Source organism: Streptomyces venezuelae (genome assembly GCF_008642275.1).
In the GTDB taxonomy this organism is placed as follows: Bacteria; Actinomycetota; Actinomycetes; order Streptomycetales; family Streptomycetaceae; genus Streptomyces; species Streptomyces venezuelae_E.
Genome location: NZ_CP029189.1, coordinates 5,963,872 through 5,987,122 on the forward strand (window position 1 = coordinate 5,963,872; position 23,251 = coordinate 5,987,122).

At 72.0% G+C, this 23,251-nt stretch carries 21 protein-coding genes; 7 read left to right on the forward strand and 14 right to left on the reverse strand.

The features are described from left to right. Window positions 1-10 precede the first annotated feature (10 nt). The 6 genes from DEJ51_RS26485 (at window position 11) to DEJ51_RS26520 (ending at window position 8,392) form a co-directional block, all read left to right on the forward strand. Window positions 11-604 (forward strand): DUF1697 domain-containing protein, encoded by a 594-nt coding sequence (locus DEJ51_RS26485; protein WP_223835971.1) that lies wholly within the window; start codon window positions 11-13, stop codon window positions 602-604. A gap of 118 nt (window positions 605-722) precedes the next feature. Beyond that, a complete protein-coding gene (locus DEJ51_RS26490) occupies window positions 723-1,457 on the forward strand; it encodes a DsbA family protein (protein WP_150260103.1) in 735 nt (244 codons plus the stop codon). A gap of 75 nt (window positions 1,458-1,532) precedes the next feature. Continuing rightward, window positions 1,533-2,534 carry a ketopantoate reductase family protein gene (locus DEJ51_RS26495; protein ID WP_150260104.1) on the forward strand — a complete coding sequence of 334 codons (1,002 nt, stop codon included), beginning with the start codon at window positions 1,533-1,535 and terminating at the stop codon, window positions 2,532-2,534. Between the two features lie 1,331 nt (window positions 2,535-3,865). Continuing rightward, on the forward strand, window positions 3,866-4,696 hold the full coding sequence (locus DEJ51_RS26510) for an FAD binding domain-containing protein (protein ID WP_150260105.1): 831 nt from the start codon (window positions 3,866-3,868) through the stop codon (window positions 4,694-4,696). Then, the gene (locus tag DEJ51_RS26515) at window positions 4,693-7,413 is read left to right on the forward strand and encodes a molybdopterin-dependent oxidoreductase (RefSeq protein WP_150260106.1); all 2,721 of its coding nucleotides are present in this window, start codon (window positions 4,693-4,695) and stop codon (window positions 7,411-7,413) included. Before DEJ51_RS26510 ends, DEJ51_RS26515 begins: the two co-directional genes overlap by 4 nt. Window positions 7,414-7,417: 4 nt before the next feature. After that, the gene (locus DEJ51_RS26520) at window positions 7,418-8,392 is read left to right on the forward strand and encodes an antibiotic biosynthesis monooxygenase (protein ID WP_150260107.1); all 975 of its coding nucleotides are present in this window, start codon (window positions 7,418-7,420) and stop codon (window positions 8,390-8,392) included. 15 nt (window positions 8,393-8,407) lie between these two features. On the opposite strand, the gene DEJ51_RS26525 is transcribed toward DEJ51_RS26520, so the two are convergent. The 14 genes from DEJ51_RS26525 to DEJ51_RS26585 all read right to left on the reverse strand — a co-directional run bounded on the left by DEJ51_RS26525 (window position 8,408) and on the right by DEJ51_RS26585 (window position 22,096). Continuing rightward, the gene (locus DEJ51_RS26525) at window positions 8,408-9,163 is read right to left on the reverse strand and encodes a sirohydrochlorin chelatase (protein WP_411757355.1); all 756 of its coding nucleotides are present in this window, start codon (window positions 9,161-9,163) and stop codon (window positions 8,408-8,410) included. A 5-nt stretch (window positions 9,164-9,168) separates the two neighbouring features. After that, a complete protein-coding gene (locus tag DEJ51_RS26530) occupies window positions 9,169-10,065 on the reverse strand; it encodes an ABC transporter permease (protein WP_150260108.1) in 897 nt (298 codons plus the stop codon). Next, on the reverse strand, window positions 10,052-10,846 hold the full coding sequence (locus tag DEJ51_RS26535) for an ABC transporter ATP-binding protein (protein ID WP_150260109.1): 795 nt from the start codon (window positions 10,844-10,846) through the stop codon (window positions 10,052-10,054). Before DEJ51_RS26535 ends, DEJ51_RS26530 begins: the two co-directional genes overlap by 14 nt. A gap of 34 nt (window positions 10,847-10,880) precedes the next feature. After that, the gene (locus tag DEJ51_RS26540; protein ID WP_150260110.1) at window positions 10,881-11,999 is read right to left on the reverse strand and encodes an ABC transporter substrate-binding protein; all 1,119 of its coding nucleotides are present in this window, start codon (window positions 11,997-11,999) and stop codon (window positions 10,881-10,883) included. A 214-nt stretch (window positions 12,000-12,213) separates the two neighbouring features. Next, window positions 12,214-13,563 carry a sulfate adenylyltransferase subunit 1 gene (locus tag DEJ51_RS26545; RefSeq protein WP_150260111.1) on the reverse strand — a complete coding sequence of 450 codons (1,350 nt, stop codon included), beginning with the start codon at window positions 13,561-13,563 and terminating at the stop codon, window positions 12,214-12,216. 2 nt (window positions 13,564-13,565) lie between these two features. After that, window positions 13,566-14,504, reverse strand: coding sequence for a sulfate adenylyltransferase subunit CysD (cysD, locus tag DEJ51_RS26550; protein ID WP_150260112.1), 939 nt, complete (start codon window positions 14,502-14,504; stop codon window positions 13,566-13,568). Beyond that, window positions 14,501-15,046 (reverse strand): adenylyl-sulfate kinase, encoded by a 546-nt coding sequence (gene cysC, locus DEJ51_RS26555; RefSeq protein WP_054227921.1) that lies wholly within the window; start codon window positions 15,044-15,046, stop codon window positions 14,501-14,503. Before cysC ends, cysD begins: the two co-directional genes overlap by 4 nt. A 38-nt stretch (window positions 15,047-15,084) precedes the next feature. After that, window positions 15,085-15,798, reverse strand: coding sequence for a phosphoadenylyl-sulfate reductase (locus DEJ51_RS26560; RefSeq protein ID WP_150260113.1), 714 nt, complete (start codon window positions 15,796-15,798; stop codon window positions 15,085-15,087). Further along, a complete protein-coding gene (locus DEJ51_RS35215) occupies window positions 15,795-15,992 on the reverse strand; it encodes a hypothetical protein (RefSeq protein WP_150260114.1) in 198 nt (65 codons plus the stop codon). The genes DEJ51_RS26560 and DEJ51_RS35215 overlap by 4 nt, the downstream gene beginning before the upstream one ends. After that, complete coding sequence (locus tag DEJ51_RS26570) at window positions 15,989-17,695, reverse strand: nitrite/sulfite reductase (protein ID WP_150260115.1); 1,707 nt, start codon at window positions 17,693-17,695, stop codon at window positions 15,989-15,991. The genes DEJ51_RS35215 and DEJ51_RS26570 overlap by 4 nt, the downstream gene beginning before the upstream one ends. A 217-nt stretch (window positions 17,696-17,912) precedes the next feature. After that, a complete protein-coding gene (locus DEJ51_RS35760) occupies window positions 17,913-17,996 on the reverse strand; it encodes a putative leader peptide (RefSeq protein ID WP_312847410.1) in 84 nt (27 codons plus the stop codon). A gap of 267 nt (window positions 17,997-18,263) precedes the next feature. Continuing rightward, the gene (locus DEJ51_RS26575; RefSeq protein ID WP_150260116.1) at window positions 18,264-18,827 is read right to left on the reverse strand and encodes a GNAT family N-acetyltransferase; all 564 of its coding nucleotides are present in this window, start codon (window positions 18,825-18,827) and stop codon (window positions 18,264-18,266) included. A 5-nt stretch (window positions 18,828-18,832) separates the two neighbouring features. Continuing rightward, window positions 18,833-20,095: a GAF domain-containing protein gene (locus tag DEJ51_RS26580; RefSeq protein WP_150262166.1), complete on the reverse strand. Its 1,263-nt coding sequence runs from the start codon at window positions 20,093-20,095 to the stop codon at window positions 18,833-18,835. Window positions 20,096-20,452: 357 nt separating this feature from the next. Further along, the gene (locus tag DEJ51_RS26585; RefSeq protein ID WP_150260117.1) at window positions 20,453-22,096 is read right to left on the reverse strand and encodes an acyl-CoA dehydrogenase family protein; all 1,644 of its coding nucleotides are present in this window, start codon (window positions 22,094-22,096) and stop codon (window positions 20,453-20,455) included. Between the two features lie 17 nt (window positions 22,097-22,113). On the opposite strand from DEJ51_RS26585, the gene DEJ51_RS26590 reads away from it, so the two are divergent. Next, window positions 22,114-23,229, forward strand: a complete 1,116-nt coding sequence (locus DEJ51_RS26590; protein ID WP_150260118.1) for a YihY/virulence factor BrkB family protein — start codon at window positions 22,114-22,116, stop codon at window positions 23,227-23,229. The last annotated feature ends 22 nt before the right edge of the window (window positions 23,230-23,251 follow it).

The following is a 23,251-nucleotide window of genomic DNA, read 5'->3' on the forward strand; positions in this document are numbered from 1 at the left end:
GGGTGCGCCCATGACGAACAGGGCGATGACGAAGAAGGCGATGGCGCAGCAGGCGACGACCGGGAAGTACGCGGCCCTGCTGCGCGGGATCAATGTCGGCGGGAACAAGAAGGTCCCGATGGCGGAGCTGCGGTCGCTGCTGGAAGGGCTCGGCCACGGCGACGTGCAGACGTATCTGCAGAGCGGCAACGCCGTCTTCAGCAGTACGCGGCAGGACCCGGCGGCCCTCGCCCGTGAGCTGGAGGCGGCCATCGAGGCCCACTTCGGCTTCCGCGTGGCGTGCCTGGTGCTGGGCGGCGCGTACCTGCGCGCAGTCGCCGAGGCCTGCCCGTTCCCGGCCGCGGAGCTGGCGGGCAAGCAGCTGCACGTCACCTTCTGCTCCGAACAGCCCGGCCCGGAGCGGTTCGCCGCGATCGACGGGGCGGCGTACCTCCCCGAGGAGTACCGGATCGGCGAGCGCGTCCTCTACCTCTACGTCCCCGAGGGCCTGGGCCGCTCCAAGCTCGCGGAGGCCCTGGCCAGGCCCGCCGTCGTCAAGGGCATCGACGTGACCACCCGCAACTGGAACACCGTCGTCAAGCTCGTGGAGCTGACCTCGGGCTGACCCCGGCCCGGCCTCGGCACTCGCGCACCTAAACAGGTGTGCGACTCGGGTCCGTGAACGTCTACAGTCCGGCTTGTTCGTCGGGAGGGGAAAGATGCGGAGCAGGACAGTCGGACGGATGACCGCCGCGGTCGCGTGGGGAGCGCTGGCGGTGGTCACGACCGGATGCGGGCAAGGGTCGTACGGGACCTCGTCGACCGGGGCCGCCGGGCCCGCGACGTACGCGGGGATCACGGATCTGCCGGAGGCCCTGGCGGCCGACGGCACGACGATCACGGTGGGGGACCCGCGCGCGAAGACGGTCGTCCGGCTCTACGAGGACCCCCGGTGCCCGGTCGTGGCCGACTTCGAGTCGACCGGCGCCAGGGCGATCCGTGCGCAGACCTTCAAACGCCAGGTGCGGACGGAGTACACCTTCGCCTCCTTCAAGGACGAGCGGCTCGGTGGTGACGGCTCCAAGCGTGCCGTCAACGCCCTGCGCGCCGCGCTGGACGGGCAGAAGTTCGCCGAGTACCACGCCGTGCTGATCGACAACCAGACGGCGGTCGAGGAGTCGGGCGGCTTCACCACGGAGCGTCTGCTCGCACTCGCCGAGCAGGTGCCCGGTCTGCGCGGCGAGGCCTTCGACACCGCGGTGTCCACGATGCGGTACCAGGGCTTCGTCACCGCGTCGCAGGCGGCGTACGAGCACACGGGTGACGATCCGGTCGGACCGGGTACCCCCTCCTTCGCGATCGACTCCAAGCTGGTCTCCGAGGAACTCCGGGGACTCTTCTTCGAGGAGCAACTCGCCGGGGACCTCCTGACCATGGTCCGGATGGATCCCGTCGGCTGGAAGAACCACCGCTCGTAGGGCGCGCCCCGCACGCACGGCAGTTCGCCTCGCCCCGACGGCGCCCCCGCGGGCCGGATGTGCCAGGCTCGTGGCATGCGTTACATCATCATCGGCGCCGGCGCGGTCGGCGCCACCATCGGCGGACGGCTCGCGGAGGCGGGCGGCGAGGTCGTACTCGTCGCCCGCGGCGCCCACGCGCAGGCCCTGCGGGCCGACGGACTGCGGCTCACGACGGCCGACGGGACCCGGGTGCACCGGCTGCCCGTCGTCACAGGACCGGACGAGTTGGGTGAACTGCGCCCCGACGACGTCCTGTTGCTGTCCGTGAAGACCCAGGACGCCGTCGCCGCGCTCGAAGTCTGGGGAGACGCGGAGGTCGCGGGCGGCGGAACGGCCGCGCAGCGGCTGCCCGTGCTGTGCGCGCAGAACGGCGTGGAGAGCGAGCGGCTGGCGCTACGGCGCTTCGCGCGCGTGTACGGGGTGTGCGTATGGCTGCCCGCCACCTTCCTGGAGCCGGGCGTGGTCTCGGCGCTGTGCGCGCCGCTGACCGGCGTCCTGCACGTGGGCCGGGCGGCGGGCGGCACGGACGCCGTGTCCCGGGCCATCGCGGCGGACCTCGGCAAGGCGGGCTTCGGGGCGCCGCCGACCGAGGACGTGATGCGGTGGAAGTACGCGAAGCTGCTGGGGAACCTGGGCAACGCGATCCAGGCGACGACCGGACCGGAGCCGGACCCGGCGAAGGCGGCGCTGCTCCTGCGGGCCGTCCGCGAGGGCAAGGCCGCCTTCGTCGCGGCGGGCATCCCCTACGCCTCGGACGCCGAGCAGGCGCTGGCGCGCGAGGACAAGGTGAACCAGCCGGCAGGCGTGCGCGGCGGCTCGTCCTGGCAGAGCCTCGCGCGGGGCACGGGCTCGGTGGAGGCGGACTACCTCAACGGGGAGATCTCCCTGCTGGGCCGACTGCACGGGGTGCCGACCCCGGTCAACGACGTCCTGCGGCAGGCGGCGAACATCTTCGCCCGGGAAGGCCTGCCGCCCGGCGCGATGTCCATCGAGGACCTGACGGCCCTCGCCGACGAGGCAACAGCCCGCGCCTGACGACCACCCCCGATGCCCACGCTGCCTGCGGCACCCACGGTGCCTGCGGCACCCGCTGTGCCTGCGGCACCCGCTGTGCCTGCGGCACCCGCTGTGCCTGCGGCACCCGCTGTGCCTGCGGCACCCGCTGTGCCTGCGGCACCCGCTGTGCCTGCGGCACCCGCTGTGCCTGCGGCACCCGCTGTGCCTGCGGCACCCGCTGTGCCTGCGGCACCCGCTGTGCCTGCGGCACCCGCTGTGCCTGCGGCACCCGCTGTGCGTGGGGCGCCCATCGCATCTGCCGCGCCCACGGAGGCCGTAGCACCTGCCCGCCCACCGCATCTACCGTGCCTGCGGTGTCCCGGCGCGCCCGCGGCGCCCGCCGCACCCACCGCGCCTGCGGCGCCCACGGCGACCGTGGAGCCCACCGGCATCTACCGTGCCTGCGGCGGCCACCGGCACCTACCGCCTCCACCGCACCCACCGCGCCTGCGGCGCCCACGGCGACCGTGGAGCCCACCGGCATCTACCGTGCCTGCGGCGGCCACCGGCACCTACCGCCTCCACCGCGCCCACCGCGCCTGCGGCGCCCACCGTGCCTGCGGCGCCCACCGCGCCCGCGGCGCCCACCGTGCCTGCGGCGCCCACCGCGCCCGCGGCGCCCACCGTGCCTGCGGCGCCCACCGTGCCTGCGGCGCCCACCGTGCCTGCGGCGCCCACCGTGCCTGCGGCGCCCACCGTGCCTGCGGCGCCCACCGTGCCTGCGGCGCCCACCGTGCCTGCGGCGCCCACCGTGCCTGCGGCGCCCACCGTGCCTGCGGCGCCCACCGTGCCTGCGGCGCCCACCGCGCGGCGCCCGCCGCACCCACCGCGCCTGCGGCGCCCACGGCGACCGTGGAGCCCACCGGCATCTACCGTGCCTGCGGCGCCCACGGCGACCGTGGAGCCCACCGGCATCTACCGTGCCTGCGGCGGCCACGGTGACCGTGGAGCCCACCGCGCCCGCGGCGCCCACCGGCATCTACCGCGCCCGCGGCGCCCACCGGCACCTGCCGCGCCCGCGGTGGCCGCGGTGGCCGTGGAGCCCACCGCGCCTGCAGTGCCGGCCGAGTCCGCCGCGCCGCGACCACGGCGGGCGGGGCCGGGGTGGTCGGGGATACGCTGAAAAGGAGTCTCTCCGTCCGCCGGTCCTCGTCGAAGTGCTCCGACCGCAGCGGCCGCACCGGACCCGGGCCCGGCCCGGCCCCGGGATCCGCCCCGGGTCACCGCGCCCCGCGCCCCGCGCGTACCGCGCACCGGTTCCCGGCGGGCGGTCCGTGACACGACCGCCGTCGTGAGGGAGATCGATCCCCGTGGACCTCAACACGATCACCGAAGTCGTCCGGCGCCCGCCGGCGGGCCGGCCGGGCGCGGACTGGCGCGAGGGCGACGCGTGGCTCGCGGGCGGGACCTGGCTGTTCTCCGCCGAGCAGCCGGACCTGCGCCGCCTCCTCGACCTCACCTCCCTGCGCTGGGCCCCCCTCGTGCCGAGCGACAAGGGCCTGGAGATCGGCGCGACCTGCACCGTCCGCGACCTGTACGCCTTCACGCCCCCGGCCGACTGGACCGCGGGCCCGCTCATCGCGACGGGCTGCGAGGCGTTCCTGTCCTCGTTCAAGGTCTGGAACGCGGCGACCGTCGGCGGCAACATCTGCATGTCGCTGCCGGCCGGCCCCATGATCACGATGACGGTCGCGCTGGAGGCCCGGTACGAGCTGTGGGCACCCGACGGGACCACGCGCACCGTCGACGCCCTCGACTTCGTGACCGGCGACCACCGGAACATCCTCACGCCAGGGGAACTCCTGCGGCGGGTCGAGATCCCGGCGCGCGCCCTGCGCAAACACGCCACACACCGCCGGTTCACGCTCACCCGCCTCGGCCGCTCGACGGTGTTCCTCATCGGCACGCGTACCCCCGGGCGCAGCGACCTCCTGCTCACCGTCACCGCCGGCACCACCCGGCCCGTGCGCATGGTGTTCGACACCATGCCCGACGCCCGGACCCTCCAGCAGAGCATCGACGTCATCCCGGCCGACGTCTGGTTCGACGATCCCAACGGAACCCCCGGATACCGCCGCCATCTCACGCGGCACTACGCCGAGGAGATCCGCCGTGAACTCTCCGCAGGGGGCACGTCATGACGTACCGGGTGAACGGTCGCACCTTCCACGAGGAACCGGCCCCCGGCCAGTGCCTGCGCACCTTCCTCCGCTCGCTCGGCCACCACGGCGTCAAGAAGGGCTGCGACGCGGGAGACTGCGGAGCGTGCACGGTGTGGCTGGACGGCAGCCCCGTGCACAGCTGCATCACCCCCGCCTTCCGCGCGGACGGCCGTGAGGTGACGACCATCGAGGGGCTGGGCTCACCCGGCGGTCTGCACCCGATGCAGCGGCAGTTCCGCGACGCCCCGGGGTTCCAGTGCGGCTTCTGCACCGCAGGAATGATCATGACTTCGGCCACCTTCACCGAGGCCCAGAAGGCAGACCTGCCCCGTGCGCTGAAGGGCAACCTCTGCCGCTGCACGGGCTACCGGGGGATCGAGGACGCCGTGCGGGGCGTCGTCGGCGTGGAGAGGGCCGCGCCGGGGAGAGCGGTCGGAGTGAGCGTCGGAGCACCCGCGGCCGACGACGTGGTGACCGGTCGCGCCGAGTTCACCATGGACACCCGCATGGACGGCATGCTGCACATCAAGGTGCTGCACTCGCCGCACGCCCACGCCCGGATCCTCTCGGTCGACAAGAGCGCCGCCCTCGCCGTTCCCGGGGTGCGACGGGTCTACACCTGGGAGGACGTCCCGCGCAGGGCCTTCACCACCGCGATCCACACCGACCACCTCGTCGACCCCGACGACACCTACATCCTCGACCACACCGTGCGCTTTGCCGGCCAGCGCGTCGTCGCCGTCCTGGCCGACACGCCCGGGGCCGCGGAGGAGGGCTGCCGGAAGGTCGTCGTCGAGTACGAGGTGCTGCCCGCGGTGTTCGACCCCGAAGAGGCCATGGCCGACGGGGCCCCGCAGATCCACGGCGCGGACGACCCCTTCGTCCGCGACCCCGTCCGCAACATCCTCCTCGAAATCCACTCGCACGTCGGCGACGTCGACGCCGGGTTCGCCGAGGCCGACGTGATCCACGAGGCGACGTACTCCTCCCCGCGCGTGCAGCACGCGCATCTGGAGACCCACGGCTCGATCGCCTGGATGGAGGACGGACGCCTCAACGTCCGCACCAGCTCGCAGTCGCCCTCCATCGCCAAGGTCAAGCTCGCCCACCTGTTCGCGCTGCGCCCCGACCAGCTCCGGGTGTTCTGCAAGCGCGTGGGCGGCGGCTTCGGCGGCAAACAGGAGGTCATCTCGGAGGACCTGGCCGCCCTGGGCGCGCTGGACACCGGGCAGCCCGTGTGCTTCGAGTACACCCGCGAGGAGGAGTTCACCACGGCCTCGCCACGGCATCCGATGACGCTCACCGTCAAACTCGGCGCGAAGGCGGACGGCACGCTCACGGCGTTCCAGGTCCGCAACGTGTCCAACACGGGCGCCTACGGCAACCACGGCGGCGAGACCCTGTTCGCGGGCGGCGCGGCCGTCATGATCTACCGCTGCCCCAACAAGAAGTACGACGCCTACTCCGTCTACACCAACACCGTTCCGAGCGGTGCGCTGCGCGGGTACGGGATGACGCAGCCGGCCTTCGCCGTGGAATCGGCCATGCACGAATTGGCCCTCGCCCTGCACATGGATCCGTTCGAACTGCGCCGCCGCAACATCGTGCGGCCGGGAGACCCGCTCGTCGCCATGCACGACGGTCCCGACGACGTGTTGTTCACCGAGGACGGCCTCGCGCACTGCATCGACCTGGTGGAACGTGCCCTGGCCCGGACGGCCGGCCAGGACCCGCACCTCGGCCCGGACTGGCTCGTCGGCGCGGGCGCCGCCGCCTCCCTGCACGAGACCGCGCCCCCGACCGAACACATCTCGGAGGCCTGGGTGACGCTCGGCGACGACCTCGTCTACGAGGTGGCCGTCGGCACGGTCGAGTTCGGCGAGGGCACCTCGACCGCCCACGTCCAGATCGCGGCGCAGCAGTTGGGCACCACCACGTCGAGGATCCGCCTGGTGCAGTCCGACACCGACCGCACCGGATTCGACACCGGGGCCTTCGCGAGCGCGGGTCTCTTCGTGGCGGGCAACGCGGTCCTGCGGGCGGCGGGAGCCGTGCGCGACCGCATCGTCGAATTCGCCGCCGCCCGGACGGGCATCCACCCCGTGATGTGCTCGATGGACGACGACGGCGTCATCTGCGGCGACCAGCGCGTGTCACTGGCCGAACTCGTCGCGACGGCGCGGTCCCGCGGCATCCGGTTCACCGCCGCCCGCAAGGCCTACGGATCGCCCCGCAGCGCCGTCTCCAACGCGCACGGGTTCCGGATAGCGGTCCACCGGATCACCGGTGAGATCCGTGTCCTGCACAGCGTCCAGGCGGTCGACGCGGGCGTCGTCATCAACCCCGCCCAGGTGCGGGGACAGGTGGAGGGTGCCGTCGCCCAGGGCATCGGCTTCGTCCTGACCGAGGTCTTCCGGCTCGACGCGCACGGCGTCATGGTCAACCCGAACCTCCGCAACTACCGCATTCCCACCTACGCCGACGTGCCGCGCACCGAGGTCCTCCTGGTGGACTCCGCGGACTCGGTCGGGCCGATGCGCTCGAAGGGGATGGCCGAATGCAGCATCAACCCGGTGGCCCCCGCCCTCGCCAACGCCCTCCAGGCCGCCACGGGGATCCGCTACCGGACGCTGCCGCTGACCCCGGACCGGATCTACAGCCGGCTCGGCGAGAAGCAGCCGCTCTCGAAGGCCTGAGCACATGAACACCGAGAACGATCACGCAGCGGACGCCGAGGCCACGGCGATCATCGCGCAGAAGGTGCTGCCCGGCCGGGAGCACGACTACGAGGAGTGGCAGCAGGGCGTCAACGCCGCCGCCTCCGCCTACGACGGGTACCTCGGCGTCGAGGTCTCCCCGCCGACGGCCCTCCAGCCCGAGTGGGTCATCGTCTACCGCTTCGACTCCGTACCCCACCTGCAGGCGTGGATCAACAGCTCCACCCGGCAGCAGCTCCTGGAAGTCGGTGACCGCTACCTCGACGGACCCGGAACCCAGCAGGTGGTCAGCGGCCACACCCCGGCGCACGACGCCTCGGTGACCGTGGTCATCACCCACCGCGTGCACCCGCAGCACGTCGAGGACTTCCTGGCGTGGCAACGCCGGATGACCGAAGAGGAGAGCCGGTTCGAAGGCTTTCGCGGAAGCGAGTTCTTCCCGCCCGTCGACGGCCTCCAGGAGGAGTGGACCACGCTGTACCGCTTCGACAACGCCCAGCACCTCGACGCCTGGCTGACGTCGGACCGCAGACGCAAGGTCCTCGCCGAGGGCAAGGACTTCGAGTTCGACCTCCGCACCGTCGACAACTCCTTCGGCAGCTGGTTCGCCTTCGAGGAGAACGGCCGGGAAGGCCCACCGCCCTCGGTCACCAAGACCGCGATCGCGGTCTGGGTCGGCCTCTACCCGACCGTCGTCCTGCTCGCGCTCGCCACGTCCCCGCTGAAGATGCCGCTGTGGCTCGGTCTGCTGGTCGGCAACCTGCTGTCGAGCTTCGTCATGAGCTTCGTGACCATGCCCTACTACGTGAACCCGCTGCTCAAACGGTGGTTGCGCCCGACGCCGGACGAACCGGCCACCAGGACCAACCTCATCGGCATCGGCATCGTCGTCGCCCTGCTCGCCTTCTGGGTGCTGGTCTTCTACCTGGTGACCACCCAGATCTGGAGCCTGCCCTGACCCCGGCGCCGAGGGCTACGCGGTCAGCGCCGGCCGCCGCGCGGGCGCCGTCGCGGCCGCGTCGAAGCGGCGCAGCAGCAGCCGGGCCAGTTCCGGGGCCGCGCCCAGGACGCCGGCGACGAGGTCCGCGCCCGCGGCCTGCGCGCCGGCCGCGATGCGGTCCGGGAGGCGGCCGGGGGCGATGACGTACGGGGCCACCGCCACCCGCTCGAAGCCCTCGGCGCGCAGGGCCCGTACGGCGTCCTCCGTACGGGGCAGAGCAGCGGAGGCGAACGCAGGCCGCACGGCACACCAACCGGTGCGCCGCCACTCCCGCGCGGTTTCAGCGATCACTGCGATCGCCTCCGGGTCCGTGGAGCCGGCGGACGCGAGCACCACGGCGGTGGTGGCGCGGTCCGCCGGGGTGAGGCCGGCCTCGGTGAGCCGGCGGTCCAGGGCCGTCAGCAGGAGCGGGGACGGTCCGAGGACGTCCGCCACCCGTACCGACAGCCCCGGCAGACGCGAGGCCGACTCGGCGAGCGCCGCCGGGATGTCGGACTTCGCGTGGAAGGCGCGGGTCAGCAGCAGCGGGAGCGCCACCACCTCCCGTGCGCCGGACAGGTAGAGCGAGGACAGGGCCTGCCCCACCGACGGGGTGTTGAAGTCCAGGAAGGCCGTCTCCACGCGCAGCCCGGGACGCAGCGCCCGTACGCGTCCCGTGAGGGCGTGCACGGTCGCCGCGTGCCGCGGATCGCGGCTGCCGTGGGCGATGACCAGGAGTGCGGGGGACACGGCGATCAGCTCTTCGCCAGCAGGCCGCGGCTGCGCAGCACCCACCGCTCGACCGGGCTGAAGATCAGCAGGTCGATGGCGATGCCGACCACCAGGATCAGGATGATCGCGAGGAACACGCCCGGCAGGTCGATGTTGTTGCGGCCGTTCTCCAGCAGCTGGCCCAGGCCCAGGCCCAGGTCGGGGGAGGAGGCGATGATCTCGGCGGCCATCAGCGAGCGCCAGGAGAAGGCCCAGCCCTGCTTGAGACCGGCCAGGTAGCCGGGCAGCGCGGCCGGCATGACGATGTGCCGGGCCCCGCGCAGGCCCGTGGCCCCCAGGGTGCGGCCGGCCCGCAGGTACAGCGGCGGGATCTGGTCGATGCCGGAGACGAGGCCGTTGGCGATGGACGGGACGGCGCCCAGGAGGATCACCGTGTACATCATCGCGTCGTTCAGGCCGAACCACAGGACGGCCGGCGGCACCCAGGCCACCGACGGCAGCGACTGCAGGCCCTGCAGGATCGGGCCGATCGCGGCGCGGACGAACTTCACCCGGGCGACCAGCAGTCCGAGCGGCGTACCGATGGCCAGGGCCAGCAGGAAGCCGAGCAGACCACGGGAGACGCTGGTCCAGATGACCTCCAGCAGCGTGCCCTTGAGCCACATGTCGGACAGGCTGTTCCACACCGCGGACGGCGCGGGCAGCTTGGTCTCCTCGGTGACGTGCGCCGCGACGAGGACCTGCCAGACCACGAGCACCAGGCTCACGGCCAGGACCGGCGGGAGGACCTTCTTGACGAGGATCTCGCGGACCGGGGTGCGGTGGGTCTGCACGGCGTCCAGGGCGTCGAGACCCGCCTCCAGACCGGCCAGGTCGTCGCTCCTGCCCGTGGCCTTCGAAGTGATGTCAGTGCTGGCCATGGCGGCGGATCTCCCCACGCAGGTGTTCAGTGATCTCCAGGGACAGCTCGGCGACGTCCGCGTCCTCGATGCGGCGCGGCTGCGGGATGTCCACGGTCCATTCCTTCGCGACCCGGCCGGGCCGGGAGGAGAGCAGGACCACGCGCTGGGCGAGGCGGACGGCCTCGCGCACGTTGTGGGTGACGAACAGGACGGACAGTCCCGTCTCCGCCCAGATGCGGGTGAGCTCGCCGTGCAGCACGTCCCGGGTGATGGCGTCGAGCGCGGCGAACGGCTCGTCCATCAGCAGCAGCCGGCTGTCCTGGGCCAGCGCCCGGGCCAGGGCCACGCGCTGGCGCATGCCGCCGGACAGTTCGTGCACGCGCTTGCCGTACGCGCCGCCCAGGCGGACCAGCTCCAGCAGCCGCTCGGCCTCCGGACGGCGGTCGGCCTTGGCCACCCCGCGCAGGCGCAGGGCGAGTTCGATGTTCTTGCCCGCGGTCAGCCACGGGAAGAGGGCGTGCTCCTGGAACATGAGCGCCGGACGGCCGCCGGGGGTCTCGATGGACCCCGCGGACGGCTTGTCCAGACCCGCGACCAGGTTCAGCAGCGTGGACTTGCCACACCCCGAGGCACCCAGGATGGTGACGAACTCGCCGGGAGCGACATCGAGGCTGACGTCGTCCAGGACGAGCTGCGATCCGGCCGGGCCGGAGAAGGACTTCGAGACGTGCTCGATGCGGGCGGCGTGCGTGCGCTCCAGGGCGGAGCCCTCGGCAGCCTTGGCAAGCGTGGTGGCCATGGTCGTCACCTCCTGGGATTGCTGGATTGCGGGATTACTTGACGCCGAGACCGGCGTCGGAGACCTCGGGCTTGCCGGCGGCCTTCAGCACCTTGTTCAGGAGCGTCAGGTCGTAGATGCCGGCCAGGTCGGGCTCCTCGATGAGCTTGGCCTTGACCGCCCACTCCGACTGCGTCTTCAGCGTCCCGGCCAGCGGGTCGTCGGTGATCGCGATGCTCGGCCACGCCGGGTCGATGATCTTGGCGTCGAGCGGCTTGCCGCTGTCCGCCTCCAGCTTGGCGTTGGCGGAGGCCTTCGCCTTGTCCTGGTTGGCGTGGATCCACTCGTTGGTCTTCACCGTGCCGCGCAGTACGGCCTCGACCACGTCCGGGTGCTCCTTGAGGAACTTCTGCGACACGACGATGTTCGTGATCACGAACTTCTTGTCGGGCCACAGGGCGGTCTCGTCGAGGAGGACGGAACCGCCGTCGGAGACGAGCTTGGACGCCGTGGGCTCCGGCACCCAGGCGCCGTCGATCGAGCCCTGCTTGAAGGCGTCTGGGGTCACCTTGTTGTCCGTACGGACGACGGAGACGTCACCCTTGCCGGACTCCGGGTCGACCTTCCAGCCCTTCTCGGAGATCCAGTTGAGGAACGCGACGTCCTGCGTGTTCCCCTTCTGCGGGGTGGCGATCTTCTTGCCCTTGAGGTCGTCCAGGGTCTTGATCTTGTCCGGGTTCACGACGAGCTTGACGCCGCCGGAGGCGGAACCGGAGATGATGCGGAGGTTCGAGCCCTTGGACTTCACGTAGCCGTTGATCGACGGCGAGGGGCCGATGAAACCGATGTCGAGAGAGCCGCCGTTGAGGGCTTCGATCTCGGACGGGCCGGCGTTGAAGGACTGCGGCTTGATCTTGGTGCCGTTCAGTTCCTTCTCGATCAGGCCTTCCTGGAGCCCGACCAGCGCGGTGGCGTGCGTCAGGTTCGGGAAGTACCCGATGCGGACCTCGGAGGCGGAGAGCTTCTTGCCGGCGTCCGCCGCGTCGGCGGCCTTCGGCTGGTCCTTCGCGGCTTCCGAGCCGTAGCCGCAGGAAGCGAGCGCACCGATCAGGAGCGGCAGGGCGGCGGCGGCGACGATGCCGCGGCGGAGGGTGGTGCTGGCGGTGGCAGGCACGGGAGGGCTTCCTCTCGTGACGGCGTCATCTCATGACGCGCGTCTTCGTTTGCGTGGCGATGGCGGGTACGGCTGGTGGGGGGTGTGGGCGCGCATGCGGTGCGCGTACGTCATCGCGCACATCGCGCCACCCCTCCCTGGCCGCTGCCGAGGACGCCGCTGCCTACGCGGCCGCCCTCCTTCGCGAAGGTGGAGTAGATGTCGAGGAGCATAATCAGAAGTCCCAGCCTTCCTCGTCGGCCTGGGCGGTCGTCTCGGCCTTGGAGGCGAAGGACTCGCCCGCCATGCCCGCCGCCAGGGTGGTTCCGTCGGCCGGGTCGATCAGCAGGAAGGACCCGGTGCGGCGCGAGTCGGCGTACGCGTCGAGCGCGAGCGGCTCGGCGGTTCGGACGACGACGCGGCCGATGTCGTTGGCCACCAGCTGCCCGGGGCTCGGGTGCTGGGACAGGTCGTCCAGGGTCAGCCGCGAGGGGATCTCCTTGACGATCGCCTTGACCGTGCGCGTCGTGTGCTTGATCAGCACCCGGGCGCCGACGGCCAGCGGCTGGTCGGCCACGTGGCAGACCGTCGCCTCGACGTCCTGAGTGGTGGCCGGCGCGTTCGCGGACGGCGCGATCAGGTCGCCGCGCGAGATGTCGATGTCGTCCTTCAGACGCAGCGTCACCGACTGCGGGGCCCAGGCGATGTCGACGCTCTCGCCGAGCGCGTCGATGCCCTCGATGACCGAGGTCCGGCCGGACGGCAGGACGGTCACCGCCTCGCCGACGCGCAGGACGCCGGAGGCGATCTGGCCCGCGTAGCCGCGGTAGTCGGGGTGCTCGGCGGACTGCGGACGGATCACGTACTGCACCGGGAAACGCGCCGGGCAGGCCGTGAGGTCGTGGCTGACCGGGACGTTCTCCAGGTGCTCCAGCACGGTGGGGCCGCCGTACCAGTCCATGTTCGCGGACGGCTCCACCACGTTGTCACCGGCCAGGGCCGAGATCGGGATCGCGGTGATCTCCGGGACGCCCAGGTCGGAGGCGTACGCGGTGAACTCCTCGGCGATGGCGGCGAAGACGGATTCCTGGTAGCCGACGAGGTCCATCTTGTTGACGGCGAGGACCACGTGCGGGACGCGCAGGAGTGCGGCGACGGCCGCGTGCCGGCGGGTCTGTTCGATGACGCCGTTGCGGGCGTCGACGAGGACCACGGCCAGGTCGGCGGTGGAGGCGCCGGTGACCATGTTCCGGGTGTACTGCACGTGCCCGGGGGTGTCGGCGAGGATGAACCGGCGGCGTGCGGTGGCGAAGTAGCGGTAGGCGACGTCGATGGTGATGCCCTGTTCCCGCTCGGCCCGCAGGCCGTCGGTGAGCAGTGCGAGGTCGGGGGCGTCCTGGCCGCGCTGGGCGGAGACGGCCTCGACGGCCTCCATCTGGTCGGTCAGGACCGACTTGGAGTCGTGGAGCAGGCGGCCCACCAGGGTGGACTTGCCGTCGTCGACGGAGCCGGCGGTCGCGAAGCGCAGCAGGGTGGTGGCCGCGAGGTCGTCGAGTCCGGCGACCTGTTCGGTGGTGCTGGTCATGTCTAGAAGTACCCTTCGCGCTTGCGGTCTTCCATCGCGGCTTCGGACATCTTGTCGTCGGCGCGGGTCGCGCCCCGTTCGGTGAGGCGGGAGACGGCGATCTCGGCGATCACGGCGTCGAGTGTGGTGGCGTCGGAGTCGACGGCGCCGGTGCAGGACATGTCGCCGACGGTGCGGTAGCGGATGAGACGTGTTTCGGGTGTCTCGTTCTCCTTGGGGCCGCCCCATTCGCCGGCTGTGAGCCACATGCCGTTGCGCTGGAAGACCTCGCGCTGGTGGGCGAAGTAGATCTCCGGGAGTTCGATGCCCTCGCGGGCGATGTACTGCCAGACGTCCAGTTCGGTCCAGTTGGAGAGGGGGAAGACGCGGACGTGTTCGCCGGGGGCGTGGCGGCCGTTGTAGAGCTGCCAGAGTTCGGGGCGCTGGCGGCGCGGGTCCCACTGGGAGAACTCGTCGCGGAGGGAGAACACGCGTTCCTTGGCGCGGGCCTTCTCCTCGTCGCGGCGGCCGCCGCCGAAGACGGCGTCGAACTTCAGCTGCTGGATCGCCTCCGTGAGGGGGACGGTCTGCAGGGGGTTGCGGGTGCCGTCGGGGCGCTCGCGCAGCTTGCCGGCGTCGATGTAGTCCTGGACGGAGGCCACGTGCAGGCGCAGCCCGTGCTGGGCGACGGTGCGGTCGCGGTAGTCGAGGACTTCGGGGAAGTTGTGCCCGGTGTCGACGTGCAGCAGCGTGAACGGCACCGGCGCCGGCGCGAACGCCTTGAGCGCCAGGTGCAGCATGACGATGGAGTCCTTGCCGCCGGAGAACAGGATCACCGGCTTCTCGAACTCGCCCGCCACCTCACGGAAGATGTGCACGGCCTCCGACTCAAGGGCGTCGAGGTGCGACAGCGCGTACGGCGCGTCCGTCTCGTCGTGGACGTGTGCGACGGTCGTCGTCATGCCAGACCCCTCTCGGTGAGCAGCGCGTGCAGGGCCGAGGCCGACTCCTGCACGGTCTGCGTGTGCGACTCGATGCGGAGGTCCGGGGACTCCGGTGCCTCGTACGGGTCGTCGACCCCGGTCAGACCGGAGATCTCGCCCGCCGCCTGCTTGGCGTACAGGCCCTTGACGTCACGTTCCGAGCAGACCTCGACCGGGGTGGCCACGTGGACCTCCAGGTACGAGGTGCCCTCGGCGGCGTGCCGCTTGCGGACGGCCTCCCGGCTGTCCGCGAACGGTGCGATCACCGGCACCAGCGCCTTGACCCCGTTGCTCGCGAGGAGCTCGGCGACGAAGCCGATCCGCTGCACGTTGGTGTGGCGGTCCTCGCGGGTGAAGCCCAGCCCCGCGGAGAGGAACTCGCGGATCTCGTCCCCGTCGAGCACCTCCACCCGGTGGCCCTCGCCGCGCAGCCGCTCGGCCAGCGCGTAGGCGATGGTGGTCTTGCCCGCGCTCGGCAGCCCGGTCAGCCACACGGTGGCGCCCTGGTCGCTCACGCTCATCTGCTCTGTCTCCGTAAGTTCTTCGCCGGTCGTCGTCATCAGCCGTGCAGTCCGCACTCGGTCTTGCCCGACCCGGCCCACCGGCCGGCCCGCGCGTCCTCGCCCTCGGCGACGCGCCGGGTGCACGGGGCGCAGCCGACGGAGGTGTAACCGTCCATCAGCAGCGGGTTGGTCAGTACGCCGAACTCCGCGGCGTACGCCTCCACGTCGTCCTGGGTCCAGCGGGCGATCGGGGAGACCTTGACCTTCTGCCGCTTCTCGTCCCAGCCGACCACCGGGGTGTTCGCCCGGGTCGGGGACTCGTCGCGGCGCAGGCCCGTCGCCCACGCGGTGTACGCCGTCAGGCCCTCTTCCAGCGGCTTGACCTTGCGCAGCGCGCAGCACAGGTCCGGGTCGCGGTCGTGCAGCTTCGGCCCGTACTCGGCGTCCTGCTCGGCGACGCTCTGACGCGGGGTCAGCGTGATGACGTTGACGTCCATCACGGCCTCGACCGCGTCACGGGTGCCGATGGTCTCCTCGAAGTGGTAACCCGTGTCGAGGAAGACCACGTCCACGCCGGGCCGGACCCGCGAGGCGAGGTGGGCGACGACCGCGTCCTCCATGGAGGAGGTCACGGCGAACGACGTGCCGAAGGTGTCGACCGCCCAGCGCAGGATGTCCAGCGCGGAGGCGTCCTCCAGGTCCCGGCCCGCCTGCTCGGCCAGCGCCTTGAGTTCTTCGGCCGTGAGACGCGCGTCTTGAGTGGTGGTCATATACCGTCCCCTCCCGCTGATCCCGCTGATCCCGCTGAATCCGACTGGACGCCCCGGGACAGCAGCCCGAGGTACTTCAGCTGGAAGGCCCGGTTGCAGGCCCTGCATTCCCACGCGCCGTGACCCGTCTCGTTGGGAAACAGGTCCTCGTCGCCGCAGTAGGGGCAGTAGAACGGTGCGGCGCGCTCGCTCACGAGAGGCTCTTCTCGTCCGCCCGGGCGACCCACGCCGCGAAGCGCTCGCCGTCCTCGCGCTGCTCCTCGTAGTGCCTGACGACCCGCTCGACGTAGTCGGGCAGACCGGCCGAGGTGACCTTCAGACCGCGGACCTTGCGGCCGAAGCCGGCCTCCAGGCCCAGGGCGCCGCCCAGGTGGACCTGGTACCCCTCGACCTGGTTGCCGTCGTCGTCCAGGACCAGCTGCCCCTTGAGACCGATGTCCGCCACCTGGATACGGGCGCAGGCGTTCGGGCAGCCGTTGATGTTGATGGTGAGCGGCTCGGCGAAGTCCGGCAGGCGGCGCTCCAACTCGTCGATCAGCGAGGCGCCGCGCGCCTTGGTCTCGACGATGGCCAGCTTGCAGAACTCGATGCCGGTGCAGGCCATCGTGCCGCGGCGGAACGGGGACGGCTTGACCCGCAGGTCCAGCGCCTCCAGGGCCTCGACCACCGAGTCGACCTGGTCGGCCTCGATGTCGAGCACGATCATCTTCTGCTCGGCGGTGGTGCGCAGCCGGCCCGAGCCGTGCTGTGCGGCCACGTCCGCGATCTTGGTCAGGGTGGCACCGTCCACGCGGCCCACGCGGGGCGCGAAGCCGACGTAGAACCTGCCGTCCTGCTGCTGGTGGACGCCGACGTGGTCGCGCCACTGGCCGGTGGGCTGCTCGGGCGCCGGGCCGTCGGTCAGCTTCCGGTTCAGGTACTCGTCCTCCAGGACCTGGCGGAACTTGGCCGGACCCCAGTCGGCGACGAGGAACTTCAGACGGGCGCGGTTGCGCAGCCGGCGGTAGCCGTAGTCGCGGAAGATCGAGATGACGCCCTCGTAGACGTCCGGGACCTCGTCGAGCGAGACCCAGGTGCCCAGGCGCACACCCAGCTTGGGGTTGGTGGACAGACCGCCGCCGACCCAGACGTCGAAGCCGGGACCGTGCTCGGGGTGGTTCACGCCCACGAACGCGATGTCGTTGATCTCGTGCGCCACGTCGAGCAGCGGCGAGCCGGAGACCGCGGACTTGAACTTGCGGGGCAGGTTCGAGAAGTCCTTGTTGCCGACGATCCGGCGGTAGATCTCGTCGATGGCGGGGGTGCCGTCGATGATCTCGTCCAGGGCGATGCCGGCGACGGGCGAACCGAGGATGACGCGGGGCGTGTCACCGCAGGCCTCGGTGGTGGACAGGCCCACGGCCTCCAGCCGGCGCCAGATCTCCGGGACGTCCTCGATCCGGATCCAGTGGTACTGCACGTTCTGGCGGTCGGTGAGGTCGGCGGTGCCGCGCGCGAACTCCTCCGAGATCTCGCCGATCACGCGGAGCTGCTCGGTGGTCAGCCGGCCGCCGTCGATACGGACGCGCAGCATGAAGTACTCGTCGTCCAGCTCCTCCGGCTCCAGGATCGCGGTCTTGCCGCCGTCGATCCCGGGCTTGCGCTGGGTGTAGAGGCCCCACCAGCGCATCCGGCCACGGAGGTCGTTGGGGTCGATCGAGTCGAAGCCACGCTTGGAGTAGATCGTCTCAATGCGTGTCCGCACGTTGAGACCGTCGTCGTCCTTCTTGAACTGCTCGTTGCCGTTGAGGGGCGTGTGGTGCCCGACGGCCCACTGGCCCTCGCCGCGGTGACGGCCGGTCTTGCGGCGCGCGGCGGCTGCGGGTGCGGCTGCGGGCGTTTCGGGGGTGGCGGCCATGGCGGTACGTCCTTCTTCGGCGGCTCGATGCGAGGGCAGGGGGAGGCTTCGGCGCTCCCCTGCGGGCTCGGCGACTCCGAGCGCGGGTGTGGCTGATTCCCGCTCCGCGCCGGGGTTGCCGGCGGGCAGGGCGGTACTACGGCCTCAGGGGGCTAGCGGGTGGTCGGCGCGTCCGCGGCGGCGGGGACGACGGCGACGTGCGGCGTGGCTGGTTCCGTCAGCGCGCCGGACAGATGGCGCTGGACATGCGGCCGAGGTCGACGTGCCGCCGACTCACCAAGGCAATTCCAGCTCCATTCATGGCGGAAGCGTGTCATGTGCCGATTGGAGGAGTCCACTAGTGTCCGCGATTCGGACGAACTCGTCTCGAATGGCGGGATGAAGTGACGGGGGTCACCTCATGAGGCCGGCTCCGCGGGCCCGGAGGGGCTGGAATCAGGCCCCTCCGGCGTTCGAGAGCGGGGGTGCGGGGGCGCCGCCCCGGCGGCGGCGCCGCCCCGGCGGGCTCGGCTCTGTCGTCCGGCGGGCTCGGCCGGTCGTCCGGCGGGCTCGGCCGGCCCCGGAGGGGTTACGCGCCGGGCCAGGGGCCGGGGGTCGGGGTCTCCACCTTGGACTCCGTCTCCGTCTTGAAGACCTTGAAGCCGCGCCGCTCGTAGTTGCTCATCGCCGTCGGGCCGTCCTGGCTGCAGGTGTGCACCCACACCCGCCGGGTCGGCTCACGTTCCGGCCAGCGCTCCGCGAGGGACCACGCGCGGGCGACGCCCACCGACAGCAGGTGACCGCCGATGCGGCGGCCGCGGAAGTCGGGGAGGAGACCGAAGTACATGATCTCCACCACGCCGTCGTCCTGCGGGTCGAGCTCCACGTACCCGGCCGGCGTGCCCCGGTCGTACGCGACCCAGGTCTCCACTCCCGGCCGGTCCAGCTGCTCCACCCACTGCGCGCGGGTCAGGGAGAGCCGGTCCGTCCAGTGGATGTCGCCGCCCACGGAGGCGTACAGGAAGCGGCTGAACTCGGGTGAGGGGACCTCCGCCCGTGCGACGGATATCTCCGGACCCGCCGGAGCCGCCGGGACGAGGTCCGCCGGAGAGGTCATCTCCAGCGACCAGGTGGTGAGAGTGATGGTGCTCATGCAGCTCAGGGAACCATGCCGGACCCCGTCCGGCCCAGGCGGGCCCGGACCACCACGGGCGCGGTCGAGTGCGGGAGCAGCGCGGCCGGGTCCCCGGGGCGGACCACCTCCACCTCCACGTCCTCCGTGAACCGGTACGGCCGGTGGGTCAGCAGACCCCCGAGGTGGCGGCGTACCCGGGAGAGCTCCGCGCGGACCGTCACCGTGCGCGTCGGATCCCCGAACAGCTCCCCGGCCAGCTCCGCCGCCGAGCGCCCCCGCGGGCTCTCCGCCAGCAGGAACAGCAGCTCCGCGTGGCGCGGGCTCAGCTCCTGCGACCAGCTCCCGGACGGCCCGTACACCGTCGCCGACCCGTGTCCCGTCCGGCTGAGGTCCAGGACGATCCGGGTCGCCGGCGCGCCGGGCCGGTCCTCGGCGACCCGCAGCAGCCAGCCCCCGGGCAGCGGCTCCACCACGCACTCCCCGAGCCGCGGCACCCACACCCGGCCCGGCCCGAAGGCCTTCGGCAGCGGGATCCGTTCCGCCGGGGCCAGGCCCGTCACTGCCGCCGTCCAGCCGTTCGGGTCCACGGCCAGCGCCCGCCCCGGCAGCCGGGCCAGCAGCGGGGCCGCCACCATCCGCAGCCGCTCCAGCGACTCCAGGTGCCGCAGCCGCAGCTCCCGCTCCGCGAGCCGGGCCACCGAGCTGACCCACGCCAGCGTCGCCGGGTGCATGGTGGCCAGCGGGCCGCTGACGTCGACGACGCCCAGCAGCCGCCCGTCGCGCGGGTCCCGTACGGGCGCCCCGGCGCAGGTCCAGTCGTGGTGGCTGGAGACGAAGTGCTCGGCGGAGAACACCTGCACCGGCCGCCGGGCCACCAGGGCGGTGCCCACCCCGTTCGTGCCGACCACGGCCTCGTCCCAGTCGGCCCCGACCGCGAAACCGAGCCGGTCCGCCTTGCGCAGGATCGAGGAGTGCCCCTCCCGCCACAGCAGCCGTCCGTCCGCGTCGGCGACGACCATGATGTGCAGGGCCTCGTCCAGGGCGGGCAGCAGCCCCTCGCGCAGCACCGGCAGGACCTCCCGCAGCGGCGACACGTGCCGCCGCTCCTCGGTCTCGGCGGGCGACAGCATCCGCGAGCGGGCGTCCCGGTCCGGGTGCACCCCGCCGGCCAGCATCCGGCGCCAGGACTCCGCGATCTCCGGCCGGGGGGCGGCCGGCGGCCGGTCCCCGGCCAGCGCCGCCGCCCGCACGCCCTTGAGCAGCCGGGCCGCGGCCCGCGCGTCCATGGCCGAGATGCGGGCCACATCGACCGTGCTGCCTGTGGTGTCGGCCACCGGAACCTCCCCGAACGAACAGGACGTACGACGCGAGCCGCCCGGGCGGCACGCACGCGCCGCTTCCCCGGGCACCCCGGGGGACGGCTGCCGACTCAAAGGTTGCAACGGTATGCAACCCTCGCCAAGTCCCGGTCGGCCGACCGAAACTGTCCGGACGCCGCCGAGCGGCGTGCCGGCTCCTCCTCGGGGCTTCGGATCAGGGGTGGTGTCGAGTCGGCGCGGCGCCACCCCTGTACCCGGTGATGGGCCCGGATCGCGGCAGGGAGCGGTTTGGGGACCGCCATGGAGCCCGACGGGGGCTCTGTCCTAGCCCGCGATCCGCGCCCGTTCCACCACCGCCCGCAGGTCCAGGCTGTGCGGCAGCGTGCCGAAGGCCGTGCCCCAGTCACCGCCCAGCCGCGAGGCGCAGAAGGCGTCCGCGACCTCCGGCGGAGCCCACCGGACCAGCAGCGATCCCTGGAGCACCAGCGCCATGCGCTCGACGACCCGGCGGGCCCGTGCCTCGATCCCCTCCAGATCGGCGAGATCCGTCAGCAGGTCCTTGATGGCCGAATCCAGCCGGTGGTCCGCGCCCCGGGCCAGACCGACCTCCTGGAGGAAGGCGTTCAGGGCCTGCGGCTCGCGCTGGAGGGCCCGCAGTACGTCCAGAGCCTGCACGTTGCCCGAGCCCTCCCAGATGGAGTTCAGCGGGGATTCCCGCAGCAGTCTGGGCAGCCCCGACTCCTCTACGTAGCCGTTGCCCCCCAGACATTCCAGGGCCTCCGCCACCATCGGCGTACAGCGCTTGGTCACCCAGTACTTGGCGGCGGGCACGGCGAGGCGCAGGAAGGCCTTCTCCTGCTCCGTACCGGCGTCGTTGGCGGCCGCGAGGCGCAGGGTCAAGGTAGTGGCGGCCTCCGACTCCAGGGCGAGGTCGGCAAGCACGTTGCGCATCAGCGGCTGGTCGATGAGCGGTGCTCCGAAAGCAGAGCGGTGCTCCGCGTGGTGCACGGCCTGCGTCAGGGCCTGCCGCATCAGCGAAGCCGAGCCGATGACGCAGTCCAGCCGGGTCGCCGCGACCATCTCGATGATGGTCCGCACCCCGCGGCCCTCCTCGCCGACCCGCCGCGCCCAGGTCCCGTCGAACTCCACCTCGCTCGACGCGTTCGACTTGTTGCCCAGCTTGTCCTTCAGCCGCTGGATCGCGAACACGTTGCGCGTCCCGTCCGGCAGCACCCGCGGCACCAGGAAGCACGTCAGCCCGCCCGGAGCCTGTGCCAGCACCAGGAAGCCGTCGCACATCGGCGCCGAGCAGAACCACTTGTGCCCGGTCAGCAGGTACTCGCCGGACGCGTCCAGCGGCACCGCGGCCGTCGTGTTCGCCCGTACGTCGCTGCCGCCCTGCTTCTCCGTCATCCCCATGCCGAAGAGCACACCCCGCTTCTCGGCGGCCGGCCGCAGCCCCTGCTCGTACACGTGCGAGGTCAGCCGCGGCTCCCATTCGGCGGCGAGCACCGGATCGGTGCGCAGCGCAGGCACGGCGGCGTGGGTCATCGAGATCGGGCAACCGTGCCCCGCCTCGGCCTGCGACCAGACGAAGAAACCGGCGGCCCGGCGCAGATGCCCGGCCGGGCGCCCCCAGGCGTCGGTGAGCCCGGAGGTCACGGCGTGCCCGAGCAGCCGGTGCCAGGCCGGGTGGAAGTCGACCTCGTCGATCCGGTTCCCGTACCGGTCGTGCGTCCGCAGCCTGGGCGGATTCTCGTTCGACTGTGCACCCCATTCCTGGGCCTGCGCGGAACCGGCCGCCCGCCCGAGGTCCGTGAGCTCCTGCCTTACCTCGCCGAGGAGTTCGGGATCCGCGGACGCGAGGTGACGCTCGACGCCCTCGGTGAGGGCCCGATCGCCGCCGTAGACGTCGTACCCCACCAGGGGCGGGGCCTGGTTGCTGACTGTGTGGGTGGTGGCTGCCATGCGGATACCGTAAGGACGTGCAGCCAGCAAAAGAAACACCCGAGCGGATCCCAGGACGGCTCCACCGGGCCCGCGCCCTCTACCGCAACGTCTCGATGCGGAAGATGGGCTGGCTGCTGCTGAAAGACACCGTCAACTCGTGCATCGAGTACCGGATCCTCGGGCTCGCGGCCGAGGCGGCGTTCTTCACGCTGCTGTCGCTGCCCCCGCTCTTCCTGGGCCTGCTGGGTCTGCTCGGCTACGTGGACGGCTGGACGGACACCCGCACGGTCGAAAGCATCGAGGAGAACATCCTGGCGGCGGTCGGCACGGTCCTGTCCGACCGGGGCGTCAACGACATCGCCAGACCCCTGCTGGACGACGTCACGCGCAGTGGCCGCCCCGACCTGATCTCGCTCGGTTTCGCCTTCGCCCTCTGGTCGGGATCGCGCGCCGTCAACGTCTTCATCGACACCATCACCGTGATGTACGGGCTCGACGGCCAGCGCGGCATCGTCAAGACCCGGCTGCTGGCCTTCCTGCTCTACGTCATCGCCCTGCTGATCGGCGCGATCGTGCTGCCGCTGATGGTGGTCGGGCCCGACGCGGTCGTCCGGCTGGTGCCCTGGGGCACCGAAGTGATCGCCGTCCTGTACTGGCCGACCGTGACCCTGCTGTCCATCGCCTTCCTCACGACGCTCTACCACGTGTCCGTGCCCGTGCGCTCGCCGTGGATCGAGGACGTGCCCGGGGCGCTGGTGGCCCTCGCCATGTGGGTGCTGGGCTCGTTCCTGCTGCGGATCTACCTCACCAACACGGTGGAGGGGCCGACGATCTACGGATCACTGGCCGCCCCCGTGGCCGTGCTCCTGTGGATCGGCATCTCGGCCTTCGCGGTGCTGGTCGGGGCCGCCGTCAACGCCGCGATCGACCGGGTCTGGCCTTCCGTGGCCACGGCGGCGGCGCGCGAGGCGAACGAGCGGGCCCGGGAGGCGGAGGCCGCCCAGCTGATCGCGCGGGCCGCCGCCTGGCGGGCGATGGCGGAGGGCGAGTCGGAGGACGACGAGGACGACGGGATGCCGTCGGAGTTCCCGGAGCGGTGGTCGAAGTTCCTGCCGCCCGAGGACTACCACTCCCGGCTGCGCAAGCACTGACGGGCCGGACGGCGGCGGGGAA

Excerpts from the sequence above, each read along its gene's own strand:
- DEJ51_RS26485 (WP_223835971.1), top strand. The coding sequence starts at position 11 with ATGACGAACAGGGCGATGACGAAGAAGGCGATGGCGCAGCAGGCGACG.
- DEJ51_RS26490 (WP_150260103.1), top strand. The coding sequence starts at position 723 with ATGACCGCCGCGGTCGCGTGGGGAGCGCTGGCGGTGGTCACGACCGGA.
- DEJ51_RS26495 (WP_150260104.1), top strand. The coding sequence starts at position 1,533 with ATGCGTTACATCATCATCGGCGCCGGCGCGGTCGGCGCCACCATCGGC.
- DEJ51_RS26515 (WP_150260106.1), top strand. The coding sequence starts at position 4,693 with ATGACGTACCGGGTGAACGGTCGCACCTTCCACGAGGAACCGGCCCCC.
- DEJ51_RS26520 (WP_150260107.1), top strand. The coding sequence starts at position 7,418 with ATGAACACCGAGAACGATCACGCAGCGGACGCCGAGGCCACGGCGATC.
- DEJ51_RS26530 (WP_150260108.1), bottom strand. The coding sequence starts at position 10,065 with ATGGCCAGCACTGACATCACTTCGAAGGCCACGGGCAGGAGCGACGAC.
- DEJ51_RS26535 (WP_150260109.1), bottom strand. The coding sequence starts at position 10,846 with ATGGCCACCACGCTTGCCAAGGCTGCCGAGGGCTCCGCCCTGGAGCGC.
- DEJ51_RS26545 (WP_150260111.1), bottom strand. The coding sequence starts at position 13,563 with ATGACCAGCACCACCGAACAGGTCGCCGGACTCGACGACCTCGCGGCC.
- cysD (WP_150260112.1), bottom strand. The coding sequence starts at position 14,504 with ATGACGACGACCGTCGCACACGTCCACGACGAGACGGACGCGCCGTAC.
- cysC (WP_054227921.1), bottom strand. The coding sequence starts at position 15,046 with ATGAGCGTGAGCGACCAGGGCGCCACCGTGTGGCTGACCGGGCTGCCG.
- DEJ51_RS26560 (WP_150260113.1), bottom strand. The coding sequence starts at position 15,798 with ATGACCACCACTCAAGACGCGCGTCTCACGGCCGAAGAACTCAAGGCG.
- DEJ51_RS26570 (WP_150260115.1), bottom strand. The coding sequence starts at position 17,695 with ATGGCCGCCACCCCCGAAACGCCCGCAGCCGCACCCGCAGCCGCCGCG.
- DEJ51_RS35760 (WP_312847410.1), bottom strand. The coding sequence starts at position 17,996 with ATGAATGGAGCTGGAATTGCCTTGGTGAGTCGGCGGCACGTCGACCTC.
- DEJ51_RS26575 (WP_150260116.1), bottom strand. The coding sequence starts at position 18,827 with ATGAGCACCATCACTCTCACCACCTGGTCGCTGGAGATGACCTCTCCG.
- DEJ51_RS26580 (WP_150262166.1), bottom strand. The coding sequence starts at position 20,095 with ATGGACGCGCGGGCCGCGGCCCGGCTGCTCAAGGGCGTGCGGGCGGCG.
- DEJ51_RS26585 (WP_150260117.1), bottom strand. The coding sequence starts at position 22,096 with ATGGCAGCCACCACCCACACAGTCAGCAACCAGGCCCCGCCCCTGGTG.